A 19,010-nucleotide genomic window follows, 5' to 3' on the forward strand; every position below is an offset into this window, starting at 1 on the left:
CCCGTCCGCCGCTCGTTCCACAAACGCACACCCCGAAGGGTGATTGTTTGCTTCCCGCGCTCGACTTGCATGTATTAGGCACGCCGCCAGCGTTCGTCCTGAGCCAAGATCAAACTCTCCATAAAATTATGAAGTGCGCTTAATGCTCACTCATTACTTGACTAGCATGTTACTTCTTAACATATTGGTTGTTTTGTTCAGTTTTCAAAGATCAAATACTCACTGCCTTGTTTGCGACAGCTTTTATATTGTATAACTGACAAGATCAAAAGTCAATAACTTTTTTCAAATTATTTTTCCCTTTCAATCTTTCTCGCTTTAAAGCGACCAACTAAATATAGCATGATAGACTAGTTCGTGTCAACAACTATTTTTGCTCATCACTTTTTGCGACAGGAATTAATATATCATGCCATTTACTTAAGGTCAATAACTTTTTTCAAAAAACAAAGGTATCTTAAATAATATATTCTTTAATGCGATATTTACGATGAAAGACGGTCTTCCCTTTCGTTTCTACATGCTCTACTTCCAAAATTCCCTTGGCAACTAAGTAATCAATCATTGTGCTCAAGTCTAATTCATATAGACGTATTGATGGATGAACCTTTAATTCTCCGAAACTCCAAGATTCATCAGTTGTTCTCATCACATCTAACAAATGCGATGAACATGATTGAGCATGTTTCCACAACGAAAGATCAATGGCAAAAAGCATTAACTCCACACGCTTTTCGACTGTTTCCTCGCTCTGAACAAGCTCTTCATACAATTTATGAACTTCAGGATTAATCTGTTTAATTTGATTCCATGCAATGACTTCCGGGTGATAACCTTGTTCCATAATAGATAATCTCCCTAAGCTGTGCAAAGAACTCAACACCTTGCTAAAAGCATCTAAGTAATGATTTGAGAAATATAAATCTTTTGCTTCACTGAAATTTCTTGTAAGTTTCGCAAACTCTATCGCTAATTTCAACTGTCGTTTTTCTAGCGGAAAGTCCTCTAATTGTTCTTTTAAACTAGCAATATATTCATTACGATCAAACAAGACCCTTCCATTTATAATCCACTCTAACACACGACGATAAGAGCTTGTATCAATCCAATGTTTTAATACTTTTTGTTCTACAATGTGCATCGCTGCGGTTTTGTCTTCAAATTGATAATGCTTCACATACCAAGGGTCAGATGCTTCCTTAACAATAACCAATAGGATAACATCAAAATTATCTGTTACCGGGCTAATCCTCTTTGTCTTTTCATATATAAGTATACCTAGTGTATTAACATTACTTGCTCGTTCTTGATAAATGGGGCGCAATACGTCATCCATCCAATTATCCTCCAGTCAATAATTTTATAACAATAAATTATTTCAACAAAGCATAAGTACTTTCCTGTTTGTTTTTAAAAAAAGTTAAGCTGCAAACTATTATTAGTATTTCATTCTCTTAACCAAATGATTTGAAAAACACTTTACATACTATACACAAGGCTATATCAGTTGACAAGTAAATCGAATGGATAAGGAATTAGAAGTTTATTATATAAAGTTAATTTATCCAAGAAAAAAGAGAACCTCATTCTAATAGAACGGGGTTCTCTCATCTGTTAATTTTTAAATCCTCCCTTTTAATGACAAATCCGCCTTCATCATAGAAGGTTAACTCGGCTGGAAAAGGCTTTTCTATATCATTAGGAATTTTTTCGTATCTTACAAACTTTTCATCTTCACGTACACTAGAGCTAAAACTAAAATCTCCATAATACATATCTGCTTGAATATGATCGATTTTCAAATCTGGATTCTCTCCATAAATTAAACCGTATATACCTTTGTTTGTATGTATTTCTTGATAACCGATGATTTTAGTCCCGTGTCCCGAATGCTCAATTTTAAATTTTCCATTCCACCCTTTAATAAAATGCGCATATCCCATATTACTGCCTTGCGTTTCAAATAAAACGATATAGGATCTTGTATCATCAATTTGAACCATCTTTATAACATCAGGATTGATACCCCCTGAACCTCTATTACTCCATTCTGTTAAATTTGACTGAATTGCTGTACTATCATCTTCAATATGGTATTGAGCGACAGAATACCACGAATACCCAATGAAAATAATTACAACAAATAAAACCAAGTAGATCGCCTTTTCCAATTTACCACCTCAGATTTTTAACAAAAAACCCTTTCTCGCCAATTGGCCTAGAAAGGGGTATAAGTTAATGTTTAGTTTTACAATCTGTACATGTTCCGTAAATTTCCATTCGGTGGTGACTGACATCAAAACCAGTTACCTGCTCGGCAAGTGATTCGACTTCATCTAATGTTGGGTAATGGAAATCAACAATCTTTCCACATGTTTCACAAATAATATGGTAGTGTTTTGCAGTATTATAATCAAAACGGCTAGAAGCATCACCATATGTTAATTCATGTACTAGTCCGATTTCACGAAAGACACGCAGATTATTGTATACGGTAGCTACACTCATGTTAGGGAATTTCCCTTCAAGTGCTTTGTAAATATCATCTGCGGTTGGGTGAATTTCTGCATTTATTAGATATTCTAGTACCGCATGACGTTGTGGTGTAATCCTTACGCCAGATTCTTTTAATCTGCCTACCGCTTCTCGTAATATTGTCTCACTCATCGTCATGCACCTCACTTTCACAAAGTTAATTGTGTGATTTTTTGTTTTAATACAATTCTCACATTATAATTCTTATAATTAGTTTAACCTGTTTGTAAACATTCTGTCAATGAAAGTATTGTAATACCACACAAAAACTTTATTCTGTAACTTCTAGTAATACCTCATCTTCCTTGCTAACGTAGTTAATGTATCGAGCTACTACAAACAAATAATCAGATAATCGATTCAAGTAACTTAGCACAATAGGCGATATATCGTCTTTTATCGCAATCGCAATTCGCTCTGCTCTCCGAATAATTGTCCGTGCTTGATGTAAGCCTGCAGCTGCTGGATGTCCACCAGGTAAAATAAATTGACGAATGGGCGGAAGGTGTTCTTGCCACAGATCAATTTGCTTCTCTAATGAAGAAACATGCGTAGACTTAAGCTGCCAAGCGACTTCTTTTCCTTTTGGTGTGGCTAACTCAGATCCAACATGAAATAACAGCTCTTGAACAGCTTTCATTTCTTTTCGGAAGCATGTAGCTAGCTCGTCCGACCAAGTTAAATCTTGTGTCAACTGACTAATAGCCAATCCAATTGCCGCATTCGCCTCATCACAAGTTCCGTATGCATCCACTCTTATATCGTTTTTCGGTACTCGATCACCATATATGAGAGAGGTTGTCCCGTTATCTCCACTTCTTGTATATATTCGCATGATCTAATACCCTCTATCTAGATCAATGACATTCACACACAATTTGCCATCTTCTAGATACGAACGTAAATTTTGCTCAAAGATTTCCATAGCACGCGGAATGTAATTTGGTGATTTCCCTGACACATGTGGCGTCATCGTTACTTTTGGATGCTCCCACAATGGATGATCACTTGGTAAAGGTTCCTGTTCAAAAACATCTAAAATCGCATGTGCAATTTGGCCTTGATCTAATGCCATAATTAATGTTTCGCTTTGCACCGCATCTCCTCGACCCATATTTAAAAATATTGCGTTTGATTTCATTGCTTTAAATTGCTCTTGTTTATAAAAGTAAAACGTGTCGACTGTGCTTGGCAAAATGGATACAACGAAATCGGCTTGTTGTAGCGCATAATCAAGTTGATCAATCGTATAATTTTTATCAAAATGTGTTTTTTTCGCTCCACTGCGCGATACACCTATTGTCTTCATACGAAATGCTTTTGCAATACGAGCTAGCTCTTCTCCTATCACCCCAGAACCGACAATGGTCATTGTTTGATTGGATATTTCTAACAACGGAACGCTCTGATCCCATATGTGCGCAAGTTGATTACGTCTAAACGTTTCGTTATTGCGGTACACATGTAATAGCATGGAAATTGCATACTCTGCCATTTGTATTTTGTGAATACCTCTTGCATTTGTTACTTTGATTCCGCGCGCTTTTATATGTCGTAATGGCATTTCGTCCATCCCTGCAGATATAACCATAATCCATTTCAATCGCTCTGCTTGTTCGATATGAGGAGGTGTTACATCTTCTCCATATGTGACTAGAATATCAGCTTTCGGTAAATCCGCTTCTGCTTGTTCCATATTTTCATGAAATGCGAAAGTTGCGTCTGGAAAATCCGCGATCAACTTTTCTCGTATTTCTTCCGTTAAAATCGTTGTTGATACAATATACATCCAAAACCCTCCCCAGTTATTGTTTCTTATAATGATAATATTTACCCTTTATTTTGAAAAGCCTAACACTCTTTATGTAATTGAAAACATATTGTAAAAGAAAAAGCACAAGGATGCCCTTGTGCTTCATAAAAGAAAAGAGAAGGTTTTGTTCTTCCCTTCTAATATATGCCACACTTTAAAAACGGTATAGCCGCTTCACCTAGTTCGTATCATTTAGGTTAGATTTTCTCTAATAAATTGCAACGCTTCTTCCGTATGACCATCAACGTTCACATCTCGAAACACTTTTTGGATGATACCATTTTTATCTATAATGAAAGTGGAGCGTTCATTTCCCCAATATTCTCTATCAGGTTTTTTCTTAAGCTTCCATACTCCAAAACTCTCTGCTAATTGGTGATCTTCATCAACGATTAAAGTAAATGGTAAGTCATGCTTTTCTTTAAATGATTGGTGACTCTCTGCTGAATCTGGACTTACCCCAATAATAGTCGCATCTAAGTCTGCGAAGCTTTCATGATTGTCCCTAAAGCTACACGCTTCTGTTGTACAACCCGGTGTGCTGTCCTTAGGATAAAAGTAAAGTACGATATTTTCACCTTGGTAGTCTGATAATTTTAAGCTTTTCCCTTCACTTGTCTTGCATTCAATCTCTGGTACGGCTTGTCCTACTTCAATTGCCAATACGCTCGCCTCCTTATTTCGTTTCCTTATCATTAAGGGTAACCAAAATTAACAAAACATACAAATCATTCATCTTGTGCGTTTGTTACTTTTTTATTGCCTTGTACGTATGCTTTCTGCTGTCCAATTTTAAAAATGAATGCTGCTGGAAGGATATAACCTATCAATGCTTCGATTAACGCAATGATTCTCCCCCAGCCAATCGGCGTTATATCACCATACCCCACTGTCATTAGTGTTACCCCACTAAAATAGAAGGAATGCGCGAATGCTTCAATACGATTTAATCCTTTCTCTGGTGGCTTACTGAATTCAATTAATAGTACATCATGTAAAGACAACCAAAAATATATGAAACCAAATCCAATTAACACCATTATGTACACAAGCAATAATGAAGCAAAGATTTGATAGGAAAAATAACTCCTTTGATATATTTTACTAGTAATAAATGAAAAGACGCTCACAATGATTAAGACAAACATCATTATAACCGCAACAATCGCTACAGCCATATCACACCCCCTAGTACCTTCTATATTATAATTACGATAAAAGAACAGAAGTCATGACATCAATTTATCTGTTAGCAATATGGAGTCCACACTTTTTCCTTTTTCTCCTTTTCGCATACGAGTGTTATAATAGAACAGATAAATATATTGGAGGGAAAGACATGAATATTTCAACATCAAAAAGCTTACATAGAGAAGCACAAAAGCATATTGTAGGTGGCGTAAACTCTCCATCACGTGCTTATAAAGGCGTTGGCGGAGGTACACCAATTTACATGGAAAAAGGATCTGGCGCGTATTTCTGGGATGTCGACGGAAATAAATATATTGACTACTTAGGAGCATATGGCCCGATTATTACTGGGCATGCCCATCCACATATTACAGAAGCAATTACAGAAGCGGCACAAAATGGTGTATTATATGGAACACCTACCTCATTAGAAAATAAGTTTGCTAAAATGCTAAAAGACGCAATTCCTTCATTAGATAAAGTACGCTTTGTTAATTCAGGTACTGAAGCAGTCATGACCACCATTCGTGTTGCACGTGCATACACAAATCGTGAAAAGATCATTAAGTTTGCAGGGTGTTACCACGGGCATTCAGATATTGTACTTGTTCAAGCAGGATCCGGCCCATCTACTTTAGGTAATCCAGACTCTGCTGGTGTAACAAAAGCAACCGCTCAAGAAGTAATTACTGTTCCTTTTAATGATATTGAAGCATATAAGGAAGCGTTAGATCGTTGGGGAGATCAAGTAGCAGCTGTACTTGTTGAGCCAATCGTTGGAAACTTCGGTATTGTAGAACCTAATCCTGGATATTTACAAGAAGTAAATCGTCTAACACATGAAGCAGGGGCACTTGTTATCTATGATGAAGTTATTACCGCTTTTCGCTTCACTTATGGTAGCGCACAACAAATCATAGGTGTAGAACCAGACATGACCGCGATGGGTAAAATTATTGGAGGCGGCTTACCAATCGGGGCATACGGTGGTAAAAAAGAAATCATGGAACAGGTTGCACCTTTAGGTCCTGCCTATCAAGCAGGTACAATGGCTGGTAATCCAGCTTCTATGTCTGCTGGAATCGCTTGTTTGGAAGTGTTACAAAAAGAAAATATCTATGAAAAATTAGATCAATTAGGCGAAATGCTTGAGACAGGAATTTTAGAGCTTGCTAACAAACATGGTATTACATTGACCGTTAATCGTTTAAAAGGAGCATTGACCGTCTTTTTTACAGATGAGAAAGTTGAAAACTATGCGCAAGCAGAAGCAAGTGATAGTGAAATGTTCGGTAAGTTCTTCCACCTTATGCTAGAACAAGGAATCAACCTTGCTCCATCAAAATTTGAAGCGTGGTTTTTAACAATCGCACATACAGAAAAGGATATTAAACAAACACTAGAAGCAGTAGATTATACCTTTTCACAATTAGCAAAAGACTAATATTTATACATTTTCTGTTGTTTAGCACATAATTTTATATGTAATGTCGATTATTTATACAAAATTATGAATATTTATTTAATTTTGAATTGATTATTAACTTAAAATATGCTACGCTTGTTTTGAAAATTTTTATTTTCAATTCATGCTTTTTTTGTCAATTTGTATGACTTCCCTTCAAAGCATGAAGCATTGGCCTTTACACAATTTGTGTGAAGGTTTTTTTTAACCTTTTCTTATCCACAACTACCGTTTACTTCTATTTAAATATTTTCATAATTATTTCTTACCTTGATCGCTTGTTCTGGTATATTTGTATATAATAGTTTATATAATGGTAGGACAACTTGATATGTAATCATTTTTTTCTTTTCTGAAAGGAGGGAATGGCGATTCATTGCCGTTTTTCTTATGAAATTAGGAGCTAGAATGTTAAAGTCAGGACTAGCTATCGCCATCGCGTTGTATGCTGCAGAATTAATTGGTTTTCCGTCTACTGTTTTTGCAGGAATAGCTGCATTATTTGCCATTCAACCATCCATTTATCAATCATTCCAAACGATCGTTGAACAAATTCAAGCAAATGTGATTGGTGTTAGTATTGCAACATTAATGGCTTATACATTAGGTATTGACCCATTTGTGATTGGCTTTACAGCAGTTATTGTTATTGGTATTTGTCGTTATTTCAAAATGGGAGAAGGCACAGTATCTATTGCATTAATCGCCGTAATCGCGGTAATGCAAGCGACCGATATGGCTGTTTATCAATTTGCCCTGTTACGTTTTTCTTCTTTACTATTAGGTATTTTCTCTGCATTTATTGTTAATCTAGTGTTCTTACCACCTAAATACGAAACAAATTTATTTAAGCAAATTGATCAAACGACATCAGATATTTTACAGTGGTTGCGTATTACTACAAGACATTTATCTGATGATCCGTCATTAAAAGGAGAAATTGCTCGAATCCAGCATGCTGTTCGTCGCATGGATCAGACGTATTTATTATTTTCAGAAGAGCGAATTTATTTTAAGAAAAACCGCTTAGCAAAAGCTCGGAAATTAATTGTATTCCGTCAGTTAATTGCAACGACGCGTAAAAGCTTTGATGTGTTAAAAGCATTCCATCAATTAGATGAACAAATTAAAGCCATTCCTGAAAATTTTCAAAAGGCAGTTGTACAGGAATTAGATCGCGTCATTCACTCACATGAACGTTTGCTACTTAGCTTTATGGGAAGAATCAAGCGCAAAAACAGGCAATCAATGCATGACATCACGGATCCAAATATTCCTCACTTAGTCGATACATTAGTTCAGATGTATGAAAATAAAGAAGAAAATCATTTGGTGTTCTTACCGTTAGCTTCACAGTTAATGGAATATCATTATCATTTAGAGCATTTACAAACCTTGTTGCACAGCTATGAAAAGTATCATCATAATGAAAAAATAGAAATTTTTGAAAATAGATGGCGTAGAAGCAATCCATAACAACGAACAAGATTTATTATTATTTATAGTCATAAAAGGTAAGTTTTTATTTTGATGTAATAGAACAAAAGCCCTTTAATTTTAGCCTCAATCAAATAGACGACGTTTATTCTTTTTATAGAATCAACGTCGTCTTTTAATAATCATTATTATTTTATCCTTGCACCTTATTTAAAGGTAGAAACAGCGTTTGGATCGTCTAGTTGCTGTACTTGATACAGGTTATAGTAGTTTCCTTGTTGCTTCATTAATACTTCGTGTGTGCCTTGTTCGACTACTTGACCATTTTCAATTAATACAATCCGGTCTGCATGGGTGATCGTAGACAAACGGTGTGCAACGATGAACGTAGTACGATTATGCGCTAGTTCTTCTAGTGTCTCTTGGATGAGATGCTCACTTTCTAAATCAAGTGCAGAAGTTGCTTCATCTAAAATAAGGATTGGTGGGTTTTTTAAAAATACACGTGCGATTGCAATCCGTTGTTTTTGACCACCAGATAACTTAATTCCTCTTTCCCCTACCAATGAATCATAGCCATCGTTGAGCTGGGTAATAAATTCATGTGCATTGGCACGTTTTGCTGCTGTAATCACTTCTTCATTTGTTGCGTCAGGCTTACCCATTCGAATATTCATAGCAATCGATTCACTAAATAAAATATTATCCTGCAATACCATTCCTATATTATCTCGAATGGAGCGTGCTTGCATATCCCGAAGCTCATTCCCGTCAATTTGGATTGATCCACTTGTGACATCATAAAATCTAGGAATCAAACTAATTATCGTCGATTTTCCGCCACCACTCATTCCTACAAAAGCAATGGTTTCCCCTTTTTTCACATCTAAATTAATATCCTTCAATACCATTTCTTCTGTTTCATCATAACGAAAAGAAACATGATCAAATTTGATATCTCCTTTTACATTGGTCATTTCTTTTGCGTTAGGTTTATCTGTAATATCATACGATTCATCCAAAAATTCATAAACGCGATCCATAGAAGCAATGGATTGAACCAATACCGTTGAAGAACTGATCAATCGACGTAACGGACTATACACACGGTCCATATAGCCAACAAATGCAGCAATTGTACCGACAGTCAGATTACCTGTAACAGCAAAGTAACCAGCAAACGCAATGACTACTAAAGGCGCTAAATCAGTTATAGTATTCATAACGGCAAATGTTTTCGCATTCCAGGCTGTATGGTCAATTGCTCGATCTAGGAAATTTCGATTTTGCTTTTCAAATTGCTCTTCTTCATATGTTTCTAATGCAAAGCTTCTCGTAACGGGAATCCCTTGTACACGTTCATGTAAATGACCTTGCACTTGAGCAAGTGCTTGAGAACGACTACGGGTAAGGCTTCTCAGTTTTCCATAAAAAATCTTTACGGATATCCCATACAATGGAAACAAAGCGATAGAAACAACTGTTAATCGGACATCCATCGATAGCATAATCCCAATTGCAATCAGAATAGTAAACATATCTAACCAAATGTTCATTAATCCAGTTATGACGAAGTTCTTTGTTTGTTCAACATCATGAATGACACGAGAAATAATTTCGCCTGTTTTTGTTTGTGAATAAAATTTAAGACTAAGTTTTTGAATATGATCAAATAATTTTTCTCTAATATCATATAAAATTTTGTTACCTGTCCATTGTGCAAGGTATTGACGATAATATTCAATTGGCGGTCGAATCACAACAAAAAGGAGAAACGCACCTCCAACAATCATAAATAATTGCTCTAACTTTTCTGCTTGTGTCAGATCGTTTGCTACGACAATATTATCGATTACGTATTTCACAATTAATGGCATTAACAGTGGAATACTAAACTTCACAATTCCTATCAAAATAGTTACAAAAATACGCCATTTATATGGTTTTACAAATTGAAAATAACGTTTAATACTACTCAAATTAACACCCCATATCTCTGTTTCCAGATAAAAACCTTGCCTACTAAAGACAAGGTTAGCTATCACGCTTATTTACGTCCGATAAGTTAAGAAGCGTTCATACCATTGATCAACGACTTCATGTGAAAATGGACCTTTTCTTTGGCGAATCCAATATTGCAAATGATCAACATTATTTCTTAAAATACGATTTAATACTTCTGGATAATTCATTTGTTCCTTATGTAAGGCATATTCATCTTCGTCCAATAACTTATATGTCATATCAGGAAATACTTTTATATCTAAGTCATAATCAATATATTTGACCGTTTGTTGCTCAAATACAAACGGAGAACTAATGTTACAGTAATAGTGAATCCCGTCTTGTCTAAGCATACCAATAATATTAAACCAATGTTTTGTATAAAAGAAACAAATAGCTGGCTCTCTAGTAATCCAAGAACGACCATCACTTTCTGTAACCACGGTTTTATCATTTGCTCCAATGATCATATTGCTTGTTGATTTTAAAATAGTGGTATCTTTCCATACACGATGGAACTGACCATTGTGCTTATAGCTCTTAATTTGCATCGGTGTACCTGGTTCTTGGCCAGTCATCCAATCTTCCTTCCTTCACTTATTATTGTTTTATTATAACTTTTCTTATAACGAATTGAAAACAATATAAACTATTCTCCTAACTTAGCATAACAAATAACCCCAAAAATTTGAAACTTCTTGACCGAAAAAGTCGAAATAGATATAAATATATTATAACAAAAGAAAAAGCATCCAACCGTTTAAGGTGGATGCTTCTTCTTAAAAACTCGTCAGCTCATGACATGACCGCTTACACTCTTACTTTAGGTGTACTAAAGCAAAAGTGTATTACTTATTTTTTTGAGACTTCTGGTTTTGTTTGCTCACTTCTTGTGCATCTGTTTCTGCAGCAAACTCAGTTCCATATTGTCCCTGTGCTTGGCCTGCTTGCTGGTTTTGTTGCTTTACTTTTGAAATATTTGTACCAGTAGCTGTTTTGTTTGGCATTTTGTTTTGTTTTTTAGCCATCTCATATCACCTCCGCTACATTTAATTTATCCAATTTCAGCATGCTTATCCGAATAAATTAAAGCGAAATTTTGGTAATATTAAGTGAGAGAATGAATTAATTTCTGAAAAGGAACTGGAAATGGGTAAACCGATAATTCATCAAGTTTAAGCATTGAGCGTTTTACTTTCGAATCACCCTCAATCTCTATCTCAAACAATCGCACATCTAAATCCCAAATAACATGGGAAAAGACATGCTTAATTCCAGGCAATTTCTGTTTTTCTTTTATTTTCACTTGAAATTTCTCTTCCACCCACGCTTCAAGGTGCTCTTCATCGACATCTTGTTTTAAAACCATCGGGAATTGCCACATGTTTGCAAGAAGTCCTTCATTTGGTCGTTGTTCAATAAAAAATTCTCCTTGCTCGTTTTGCAATACACACGTAAAGTATGCTAGTTTTTTTTGCTTTTTCGCCTTCGTTTTTACCGGATATTCTAGTTGTACGCCTTCATCAAAAGCTTGGCAATGGGATTGGACTGGACATAGCATGCAAGCTGGTGATTTTGGTGTGCAAACTAATGCACCTAATTCCATTAAGCCTTGGTTAAAACCAGACGGATCCTCGTGTGAAATTAACTCCTTTACTGCTGTTTCAAAAATACGTCGTGTACTTGCCTTCGCAATATCATCGTTAATCATCAAAATACGTGATAATACACGCATTACATTCCCATCAACAGCCGGCTCGGGCACTCCATAAGCGATACTCAAAATCGCTCCTGTGGTATAAGGTCCAACACCTTTTAACGCGCTTAAATGTTCTGCATTATTAGGGACTTTACCGTTATATGTCTCTGCAACTTCACGAACTGCATATTGTAAATTTTTTGCTCTGGAATAATAACCTAGTCCTTCCCATGCTTTCAGTACATCTTGCTCTTCCGCTGCTGCTAATTTTTCTACGGTAGGAAATTTTTCAATAAAACGATTAAAATAGGGAATTACTGTATCCACTTTTGTTTGTTGTAGCATGATTTCAGACACCCATACTTTATATGGATCTTGATCTTCTCTCCAAGGTAATGAACGTTTCTGATCGTGAAACCAATGCAATAAATCTTCTTGAAATGTTGCTTCATCTATCTTTTGTAGCTTATTTTCTAAATTACTTTCTTTCACTTTCCATTCCCCTTCGTGTTAAACTTATATTGAACAAGGTTTAAAAATATAAATGGCGGTTAAACAAATTACTGTTAAATAAGGTATATGTTTATTCTATCCAATCCAAACTAGAAACTAAAGGAGGAGACCAAAGATGGACACTGGTACGCATATCGCTATGGGCATTGCCTTAGGTGGAATTGCAACAATAGACCCAGCAGTACAACAAGATCCATTATTGTTTCAAGCGGTAATGGTTGGGACCATCATTGGTTCACACGCTCCTGATTTCGATACTGTATTAAAACTAAGAAATAATGCAGTATACATTCGTCATCATCGAGGGATAACTCACTCAATTCCTTCCGTGATCTTTTTAGGGTTAGCTATTTCCGGGATTATTCATTTATTCGTTCCGTCTGTTTCTTATCTTCATCTCTGGTTATGGACATTTTTAGCCGTAACATTGCATGTATTTGTTGATGTGTTTAATGCGTATGGAACACAGGCTTATCGACCATTTACTCACCGATGGGTAGCGTATGGTTTCATTAATACGTTTGATCCATTTATATTCGCCATGCATGTTATCGGGATTATCATTTGGGCTTTAGGAGCCGATCCTGTAACTACTTGGTTCATCATTTATAGCATATTAGTCGGTTATTACATCAAGCGATATTTGTATAAAAAAGCACTAACAAAAAAAATCACGCAATATTATGGTAAAGTGGAGGGGATTGCAACCTCTCCAACGATACGTCAGAACATTTGGCGTTTAGCGATTACAACCGAAGATAGTTTTTATGTTGCTCGAGCTATCGATGGTCACATCCAAATTGTTGATCGTTTCCATCGAGTGCCTTTACCAAATAATAAATTAATTGCAACAGCAAAACAAGACAAAAACGTTTCTGCCTTTTTATCCTTCTCCCCAGTATACCGGTGGGAAGTAAATGTATATGATGATTTTAAAGAAGTTCGTTTCATTGATTTAAGGTATCGATCGAAAGGACATTATCCTTTTGTCGCTGTAGTAAAAATTGATGATAACATGAATATTATTAGCTCTTACACAGGTTGGATTTTCTCGGAAGCTAAACTTCAGGACAAACTGCTTTCAGCTGATCACACAAATATATCGTAAAGAGTTATTCACTTTTTTTCCTCGTATAAGTCACCACACTTTAAGAGAAACTAGTGAATGCACAGCTAAAAAGTGCAAAATTAACTCTAAACGGAGAGATAATCATGCGGAATAAGCAAAAGGATTTCCCGATTAGATCACAAGCAAATTTAAAGCCTAGGGCAACAGCCGACAATCACGCCCTTCGTCCAAATGGAACAATCAATACAAAGCCACAAGAACGTATGGGTAGAGGTGATGAAAATCATGTATCGTCTTAACCGTAACGAGTCTAGCCCATTTCAGTCACCACGCGCAAATCCGAAGCATGCTGCTCGTCAAGTAAATGGTGAAACAGCACCGAGCCAATTGCAAAAAATCATTAAAGTTCAAACGAGAAAACGAACGTAACACACACACAAAGCATACCAGTATTTTACTGGTATGCTTTTTTATATAACAAAAATGGACGTCTTCTCTGCTCATATAGTACACTATAGATTGATAATCATTAGGGGGAAACAAACATTGATAAAATTATTTGCTACTGATTTAGACGGTACACTTTTACAAAATTATACTTCTATTCTAGAAGAAGATAAAAAAGCGATGCAGTTATTAAACGAACGTGACGTTCAATTAGCAATAGCTACTGGACGAGCAGACAACGAAATTAAAGAAATTTATCGACTGTTAGAGCTGAATGGCCATCGAGTGAGTCAAAATGGGAGCTTCGTACATAATAGTAACAATCAATTACTAGTTGAACAGACATTCCCTAACAATATTAGCCAAGCATTACTAAGCGAAATAGAAAAACATGAGATTAACTACTTAATATCAACAGCGGAACAAATTTTGCTAAAAGAAAAAACGCCTTTCTTCAAAAAATATGAAGACGTATTTTTCTTCCCAATTGTAGAACATGGTCCATTTGATACAGAAATGGGAAATACTATCCTACCCTCTAAATTCATGGTGGTTGGGGAAACAGAAGAAATAACTGCTGTGCAGCATAAATTAAATGAGCGATTTTCCGGTCAATTAGAAAGCTATTTATCCGATCCTAATTGTGTTGATATTGTACCAAAAGGGATTAATAAAGGAGATGCACTCGTTCAATTATTAGAAACAATTGATCTTGAGCCAGAGCAAATTGCCGTAATTGGTGATTCTTTTAACGATATTTCCATGTTCCAAATGACACCACACAGCTATGCCATTTCTACAGCGCACCCTGAAGTAAAGAAACATGCTACTCATGTCGTTGAACACGTCCATGATGCAATAGCAGATTTACAAGCAAAAGAATTAATATAAACAAAAAGATGTGGAGTAAGTGTTTTTCACTGCTCCACATCTTTTATATATACATCAATAAATTTTTCAATTACTTCAAAAGAAAATCCTTTTTGATAGAGAGAGGCTTTCACCTTATGTTGAAGTTCAAATCCGGAGAATTTTCGTTGGTGTCTTCTCAAAATTTTTTCTCCTTGATAGACAACTGAAGCCCATTCCTCCTCATCATCTTTATCAAAAGTTGATTGAGTAATTGCTTCTGTGATCGCGTCTTGTGTATATCCTTTCTGCAATAGACTTTGTTTTATTTTATTTAATTGTTGTTTGAAAGATGACTTCTTACTTTGCTGTTGTTTTTTCGATATTAACTTACACGCTTTCGCTACTTGCTCCTCGAAAGAATAGTTGGTTAATCCATTTTCAGCTACTTGCACAGAAACCCCTTTTTCCAATAATTCTTTTTTTATTAGTAATGGCCCTTTACTCGTTGTCTGGACTTTTGTTCGAACAAACGCCTCTGCGAAAAGTTGATCATCTAACCATTTTTCCTTTTTCAAACGTTCCATAATGACTTGTATTTGTGGTTCATCAAATTCTTTTTTGATTAAATAATCATACATTTCTTTAGAAGATCGCATTCTATAGCTTAAGTACTGCAAAGAAAGGGAATAGCCTTTATGTAAGTTATCTTTTTTTATAAGTGTATCCATTGATGGTTGGTCTATTTCCATCCCTTTATGAAGACGTTCGTTTATTAAAGTGTCTTCTTCTACACTGAAACCATAAGACTCTTTCCCATCTTGTTCAAGGAAAATATTATATCGATGCTTGTTTCTTTTCTGAGTTGTAATGCGTGTTATCTTTTGCATAGGTATCACCTCAGTAGTTAGTTTAACATGAAATTGTTGTGAGGAGGATTATAATGAAAATAGCAATTGCAGGTGGAACAGGATTTGTCGGTTCAAAACTGACAGAGCTGCTTGTTGACGAGGGACATCACGTACTCATACTTACACGATCTCCCGAGAAATATCAGAATAAAGAAAACTTAACCTATGTTGGTTGGTTACGAGAGGGAGATCAGCCAGAGCAGGAAATTGCGGGCTGCCATGCGATAATTAATTTAGCAGGGGAATCATTGTTTGGTTATTGGACAAAAGAAAAAAAAGAACGAATACTTGATAGCCGAATCAAAGCAACAACTAACATTATTCAACTGATCCGATCAATGGATAAGAAACCAGACTTGTTAGTTAATGCGTCTGCAATTGGCTACTATGGGACGAATGAAGACAAGTTCTTTACTGAAAAAACAAAAGAAACTGGTGATGACTTCCTAGCCTATGTCACAGAGAGATGGGAAAAAACCGCAAAACAAGCTGAAGCAGATAATATTCGAGTAGTCTATGCACGTTTCGGAATTATTTTAGGCGAAAAAGGAACTCTACCATTAATGGCTATGCCTTTTAAATTCTTTGGTGGTGGACCAATCGGATCTGGTGAACAGTGGCTTTCTTGGGTGCATATTAATGATGTTATTCAATTAATTTTATTTGCGATAAAAGGTGAGAAGATTAATGGCCCACTAAATGTTACAGCTCCTAATCCTGTGCGGAATAAAGATTTCAGTTCTAAACTAGCTAAAGCATTACATCGCCCAAATATAGTGAAGGTTCCTTCCTTTGTTATAAGGAAAACACTTGGAGAGATGAGTATTCTTGTAGTGAAGGGGCAAGCCGTGCTACCTGATAAAGCGATTTCAAATGGATACACATTTCAGTACCCTAATTTAGAAAAAGCGTTAGAATCTATCCTTTAACATTGAGCATAATTCGATAAACAATTCAAAGGTATGCAATTAAACTGCAAACCTTTGAATTCTGTTTTAGTGTATCCAGTTTCGAAAGAGAAATTAATATCCGTATATATTAAAAGTTTCTAGAATATACTATTCATGATATTTTTAAGAGAATAGCGATAAATACGTTGCCTGCTCATCGCCATCTCTTTTCATTAATAGCTGAGCTACGTCTTTTGTCGTCTCTTCCATTGTAGAGCCAAATCCATAACCAACCTTCTCACCTGCTAGTTCTAATTCTAAAGCTGCTTGCCAGATATCAGATTTATTTTTCTGATCATATATAACACTAATTACCCATTGTTCTTTTTCATAAAAATAGGAAGGCGTTATTAATTGTGTGACTTTATCCAAAACAGTTTCTAATTTTCTCTCATTCATGTATATCATCAAACAAGCAATCATTAAGTAGCCTCCTTTGTTCTTATAATTAACATTTTACTATAAGTTCCAATAAAGAACAACAAATGTCCCATTTTTATTTTTTTGCGTGATAGGATTACCACATAGAAATAGATAGTGAGTGATACTATGATATTAAATCAATTACCTACGAACATTAAATATTATCGAACTAGAAATAATTGGACACAGCAACAGCTAGCGGATAAACTGAGCATTTCTCGTTCTGTTATTGCAAAATGGGAAAATGGTGATGTAACACCAGATTTACATGCCATTGCTAAATTGAGTATTATTTTCGAACAATCGATTGATCATTTGGTTGGATTAGATTCACAAACAAATGACCAACTTAGTGAGTTTCACCAATTATATCAAGCGAAAACAAATCAATCGCAAGAGTACTATAATGATCTCGTATGGGTTTCAGATTACATAACAAAAAATACAATTCTAAAGGAACAGATATTTGAAATGCAACAATTGCCACTTAAGAAACAAAAAGCCATTCATCGGATAATGAAGGGCATCATTGGTGAGGCGAAACACCTATAAGTTCTAGTCAAAAAAACAAACCTCCCTTTCAATAAAGATGGGAGGCTACCTTATATATAAATGCATTAAACTAATTCTTTATCTTTGCTTTCTTTTACTAGATACTTGCAGCTTTTACCGCCTTTTGCGATACATTCGACACGCTCTACTTGTTCTGTGCCTAACACCTCTTTGAATAGGTTTAATTCACAATGGCATGGCTTATCATATCGATCAGCAATCGCTATGATTGGACAGTTGTATTGAGCGAAACTAAATTCGTTATCGTCTTTAGATTCAATATACTCAGCCATATAACCGCTCTCATTCTGAACATCGACAAGATCCAACACTTTATCTTTTAATGTGTCTTCTTCGTAAATACGACGAACATACTTTTTCCGCATTCGTTTTTCACGGTTCTCAAATAATTGATCAATCGCATCGGTTCCAAGACTTTCTTGAATGTCTCGAAGGATTTCAACCGCAATTTTGTCATAATTATTCGGAAAAAGCTTCTCCCCTTCACCAGTTAATGAATAAAATATAACTGGGCGTCCCATTGGTTGTCTTACTGTGCGAGAGTTTATTAAATGTTCTCCCTCAAGTTTAACTAGATGTTTTCTTACAGCCATTTCAGTAATATCTAAATGTTGTTTTAACCCACTAACAGAAAGTTCTCTTTTCTTTTTCAACAATTCAAGAATTGCTTGTCGAGTCGACATTTCCTTTGACATATCCAACACCTACCCTTATATACTATAATAACCAATAATGTTTGTGAAGTAAATAACAAACTGGGGGTTTTTATATTAAAAAGTTGACAAAGTTGTGAATTGGAGTTATTTTTGTTACGCAACTTAGGAAAGGTATTAAAAAAGAAGGTGATTCTAATCGGAATCGTGGTTGTTGAAATTTGTGAGAGTAACTTACTCCAAACAATAAACGCAGAAAACTTATTCGAGTCTGAATATCCTGAAGTAGCTGTTTTAGTTAGTGATTGTCTAAACTTCTGTGGGTTATGTCGATTAAAGCCATATGCACTAGTAAACGGCAGACGTATTCGCGGAAAAGATGTAGATGATTGCATTCAGAAGATAAGGCAAGCAATCGAAGAAGAGTTGGCTATGTACCAATAAATAAACATTAATCAGCCTTTATTAAGCATATTTT

At 35.5% G+C, this 19,010-nt stretch carries 23 protein-coding genes and 1 rRNA gene; 9 read left to right on the forward strand and 15 right to left on the reverse strand.

All coding sequences use genetic code 11. The features are described 5' to 3' along the window. The 8 genes from HP569_RS13615 to HP569_RS13650 form a co-directional block, all read right to left on the reverse strand. Window positions 1-125, reverse strand: a 16S ribosomal RNA gene (locus HP569_RS13615); the annotation flags it as partial. 332 nt (window positions 126-457) lie between these two features. Next, window positions 458-1,336 (reverse strand): nucleotidyltransferase-like protein, encoded by an 879-nt coding sequence (locus tag HP569_RS13620; protein ID WP_182201709.1) that lies wholly within the window; start codon window positions 1,334-1,336, stop codon window positions 458-460. Between the two features lie 271 nt (window positions 1,337-1,607). Then, window positions 1,608-2,171 (reverse strand): hypothetical protein, encoded by a 564-nt coding sequence (locus HP569_RS13625; protein ID WP_182201710.1) that lies wholly within the window; start codon window positions 2,169-2,171, stop codon window positions 1,608-1,610. A gap of 64 nt (window positions 2,172-2,235) precedes the next feature. Beyond that, a complete protein-coding gene (gene perR, locus HP569_RS13630; protein ID WP_182201711.1) occupies window positions 2,236-2,667 on the reverse strand; it encodes a peroxide-responsive transcriptional repressor PerR in 432 nt (143 codons plus the stop codon). Window positions 2,668-2,806: 139 nt separating this feature from the next. Continuing rightward, window positions 2,807-3,370, reverse strand: a complete 564-nt coding sequence (locus HP569_RS13635; RefSeq protein WP_182201712.1) for a cob(I)yrinic acid a,c-diamide adenosyltransferase — start codon at window positions 3,368-3,370, stop codon at window positions 2,807-2,809. Between the two features lie 3 nt (window positions 3,371-3,373). Further along, on the reverse strand, window positions 3,374-4,324 hold the full coding sequence (locus tag HP569_RS13640) for a D-2-hydroxyacid dehydrogenase (protein WP_182201713.1): 951 nt from the start codon (window positions 4,322-4,324) through the stop codon (window positions 3,374-3,376). 216 nt (window positions 4,325-4,540) lie between these two features. Further along, window positions 4,541-5,011 (reverse strand): thioredoxin-dependent thiol peroxidase, encoded by a 471-nt coding sequence (bcp, locus tag HP569_RS13645; RefSeq protein WP_182201714.1) that lies wholly within the window; start codon window positions 5,009-5,011, stop codon window positions 4,541-4,543. Between the two features lie 65 nt (window positions 5,012-5,076). Further along, on the reverse strand, window positions 5,077-5,526 hold the full coding sequence (locus HP569_RS13650; protein WP_182201715.1) for a potassium channel family protein: 450 nt from the start codon (window positions 5,524-5,526) through the stop codon (window positions 5,077-5,079). A 161-nt stretch (window positions 5,527-5,687) separates the two neighbouring features. Here HP569_RS13650 and HP569_RS13655 point away from each other — a divergent pair, with 161 nt between their 5' ends. Further along, entirely contained in the window at window positions 5,688-6,983 is a 1,296-nt protein-coding gene (locus HP569_RS13655; RefSeq protein WP_182201716.1) for a glutamate-1-semialdehyde 2,1-aminomutase, read from the forward strand. 411 nt (window positions 6,984-7,394) lie between these two features. After that, on the forward strand, window positions 7,395-8,480 hold the full coding sequence (locus HP569_RS13660) for an FUSC family protein (protein WP_182201717.1): 1,086 nt from the start codon (window positions 7,395-7,397) through the stop codon (window positions 8,478-8,480). 167 nt (window positions 8,481-8,647) lie between these two features. On the opposite strand, the gene HP569_RS13665 is transcribed toward HP569_RS13660, so the two are convergent. From HP569_RS13665 to mutY, 4 genes are all read right to left on the reverse strand, one after another. Then, entirely contained in the window at window positions 8,648-10,420 is a 1,773-nt protein-coding gene (locus tag HP569_RS13665; RefSeq protein ID WP_182201718.1) for an ABC transporter ATP-binding protein, read from the reverse strand. A 72-nt stretch (window positions 10,421-10,492) separates the two neighbouring features. Next, the gene (ntdP, locus tag HP569_RS13670) at window positions 10,493-11,023 is read right to left on the reverse strand and encodes a nucleoside tri-diphosphate phosphatase (RefSeq protein ID WP_182201719.1); all 531 of its coding nucleotides are present in this window, start codon (window positions 11,021-11,023) and stop codon (window positions 10,493-10,495) included. A gap of 270 nt (window positions 11,024-11,293) precedes the next feature. Then, a complete protein-coding gene (locus tag HP569_RS13675; RefSeq protein ID WP_182201720.1) occupies window positions 11,294-11,473 on the reverse strand; it encodes a gamma-type small acid-soluble spore protein in 180 nt (59 codons plus the stop codon). Window positions 11,474-11,553: 80 nt separating this feature from the next. Then, the gene (mutY, locus tag HP569_RS13680; RefSeq protein WP_182201721.1) at window positions 11,554-12,636 is read right to left on the reverse strand and encodes an A/G-specific adenine glycosylase; all 1,083 of its coding nucleotides are present in this window, start codon (window positions 12,634-12,636) and stop codon (window positions 11,554-11,556) included. A gap of 136 nt (window positions 12,637-12,772) precedes the next feature. Here mutY and HP569_RS13685 point away from each other — a divergent pair, with 136 nt between their 5' ends. From HP569_RS13685 to HP569_RS13700, 4 genes are all read left to right on the forward strand, one after another. Beyond that, window positions 12,773-13,765 (forward strand): metal-dependent hydrolase, encoded by a 993-nt coding sequence (locus HP569_RS13685; RefSeq protein WP_182201722.1) that lies wholly within the window; start codon window positions 12,773-12,775, stop codon window positions 13,763-13,765. 104 nt (window positions 13,766-13,869) lie between these two features. Beyond that, window positions 13,870-14,025: a small acid-soluble spore protein K gene (gene sspK / locus HP569_RS13690; RefSeq protein WP_182201723.1), complete on the forward strand. Its 156-nt coding sequence runs from the start codon at window positions 13,870-13,872 to the stop codon at window positions 14,023-14,025. Continuing rightward, window positions 14,012-14,155: a YpzG family protein gene (locus HP569_RS13695; RefSeq protein ID WP_182201724.1), complete on the forward strand. Its 144-nt coding sequence runs from the start codon at window positions 14,012-14,014 to the stop codon at window positions 14,153-14,155. The genes sspK and HP569_RS13695 overlap by 14 nt, the downstream gene beginning before the upstream one ends. Window positions 14,156-14,272: 117 nt before the next feature. After that, window positions 14,273-15,064: an HAD family hydrolase gene (locus HP569_RS13700; RefSeq protein WP_182201725.1), complete on the forward strand. Its 792-nt coding sequence runs from the start codon at window positions 14,273-14,275 to the stop codon at window positions 15,062-15,064. Between the two features lie 26 nt (window positions 15,065-15,090). On the opposite strand, the gene recX is transcribed toward HP569_RS13700, so the two are convergent. Then, window positions 15,091-15,912, reverse strand: coding sequence for a recombination regulator RecX (gene recX / locus HP569_RS13705; protein WP_182201726.1), 822 nt, complete (start codon window positions 15,910-15,912; stop codon window positions 15,091-15,093). A 53-nt stretch (window positions 15,913-15,965) separates the two neighbouring features. Between recX and HP569_RS13710 the strand changes: the two genes are divergently transcribed. Continuing rightward, window positions 15,966-16,862, forward strand: a complete 897-nt coding sequence (locus HP569_RS13710) for a TIGR01777 family oxidoreductase (RefSeq protein ID WP_182201727.1) — start codon at window positions 15,966-15,968, stop codon at window positions 16,860-16,862. Between the two features lie 144 nt (window positions 16,863-17,006). On the opposite strand, the gene HP569_RS13715 is transcribed toward HP569_RS13710, so the two are convergent. Then, window positions 17,007-17,306 carry a hypothetical protein gene (locus HP569_RS13715; protein WP_182201728.1) on the reverse strand — a complete coding sequence of 100 codons (300 nt, stop codon included), beginning with the start codon at window positions 17,304-17,306 and terminating at the stop codon, window positions 17,007-17,009. A gap of 126 nt (window positions 17,307-17,432) precedes the next feature. On the opposite strand from HP569_RS13715, the gene HP569_RS13720 reads away from it, so the two are divergent. Next, window positions 17,433-17,858 carry a helix-turn-helix domain-containing protein gene (locus HP569_RS13720; protein ID WP_182201729.1) on the forward strand — a complete coding sequence of 142 codons (426 nt, stop codon included), beginning with the start codon at window positions 17,433-17,435 and terminating at the stop codon, window positions 17,856-17,858. A 65-nt stretch (window positions 17,859-17,923) separates the two neighbouring features. Here the strand turns inward: HP569_RS13720 and HP569_RS13725 are convergent, their stop codons facing one another. Next, window positions 17,924-18,562, reverse strand: coding sequence for a helix-turn-helix transcriptional regulator (locus HP569_RS13725; protein ID WP_246367271.1), 639 nt, complete (start codon window positions 18,560-18,562; stop codon window positions 17,924-17,926). Window positions 18,563-18,730: 168 nt separating this feature from the next. Between HP569_RS13725 and HP569_RS13730 the strand changes: the two genes are divergently transcribed. Further along, a complete protein-coding gene (locus tag HP569_RS13730; protein ID WP_182201741.1) occupies window positions 18,731-18,976 on the forward strand; it encodes a YuzB family protein in 246 nt (81 codons plus the stop codon). The last annotated feature ends 34 nt before the right edge of the window (window positions 18,977-19,010 follow it).

The sequence above is a fragment of the Paraliobacillus salinarum genome (assembly GCF_014083865.1).
GTDB classification, from domain to species: domain Bacteria; phylum Bacillota; class Bacilli; order Bacillales; family Amphibacillaceae; genus Paraliobacillus; species Paraliobacillus salinarum.

Bases quoted from the DNA above. Each gene is read 5' to 3' on its own strand.
- HP569_RS13620 (WP_182201709.1), bottom strand. From the start codon at position 1,336: ATGGATGACGTATTGCGCCCCATTTATCAAGAACGAGCAAGTAATGTT.
- perR (WP_182201711.1), bottom strand. From the start codon at position 2,667: ATGAGTGAGACAATATTACGAGAAGCGGTAGGCAGATTAAAAGAATCT.
- HP569_RS13635 (WP_182201712.1), bottom strand. From the start codon at position 3,370: ATGCGAATATATACAAGAAGTGGAGATAACGGGACAACCTCTCTCATA.
- HP569_RS13640 (WP_182201713.1), bottom strand. From the start codon at position 4,324: ATGTATATTGTATCAACAACGATTTTAACGGAAGAAATACGAGAAAAG.
- HP569_RS13650 (WP_182201715.1), bottom strand. From the start codon at position 5,526: ATGGCTGTAGCGATTGTTGCGGTTATAATGATGTTTGTCTTAATCATT.
- HP569_RS13655 (WP_182201716.1), top strand. From the start codon at position 5,688: ATGAATATTTCAACATCAAAAAGCTTACATAGAGAAGCACAAAAGCAT.
- HP569_RS13660 (WP_182201717.1), top strand. From the start codon at position 7,395: ATGAAATTAGGAGCTAGAATGTTAAAGTCAGGACTAGCTATCGCCATC.
- ntdP (WP_182201719.1), bottom strand. From the start codon at position 11,023: ATGACTGGCCAAGAACCAGGTACACCGATGCAAATTAAGAGCTATAAG.
- HP569_RS13675 (WP_182201720.1), bottom strand. From the start codon at position 11,473: ATGGCTAAAAAACAAAACAAAATGCCAAACAAAACAGCTACTGGTACA.
- HP569_RS13685 (WP_182201722.1), top strand. From the start codon at position 12,773: ATGGACACTGGTACGCATATCGCTATGGGCATTGCCTTAGGTGGAATT.
- sspK (WP_182201723.1), top strand. From the start codon at position 13,870: ATGCGGAATAAGCAAAAGGATTTCCCGATTAGATCACAAGCAAATTTA.
- HP569_RS13695 (WP_182201724.1), top strand. From the start codon at position 14,012: ATGTATCGTCTTAACCGTAACGAGTCTAGCCCATTTCAGTCACCACGC.
- recX (WP_182201726.1), bottom strand. From the start codon at position 15,912: ATGCAAAAGATAACACGCATTACAACTCAGAAAAGAAACAAGCATCGA.
- HP569_RS13710 (WP_182201727.1), top strand. From the start codon at position 15,966: ATGAAAATAGCAATTGCAGGTGGAACAGGATTTGTCGGTTCAAAACTG.
- HP569_RS13715 (WP_182201728.1), bottom strand. From the start codon at position 17,306: ATGATTGCTTGTTTGATGATATACATGAATGAGAGAAAATTAGAAACT.
- HP569_RS13720 (WP_182201729.1), top strand. From the start codon at position 17,433: ATGATATTAAATCAATTACCTACGAACATTAAATATTATCGAACTAGA.
- HP569_RS13725 (WP_246367271.1), bottom strand. From the start codon at position 18,562: ATGTCGACTCGACAAGCAATTCTTGAATTGTTGAAAAAGAAAAGAGAA.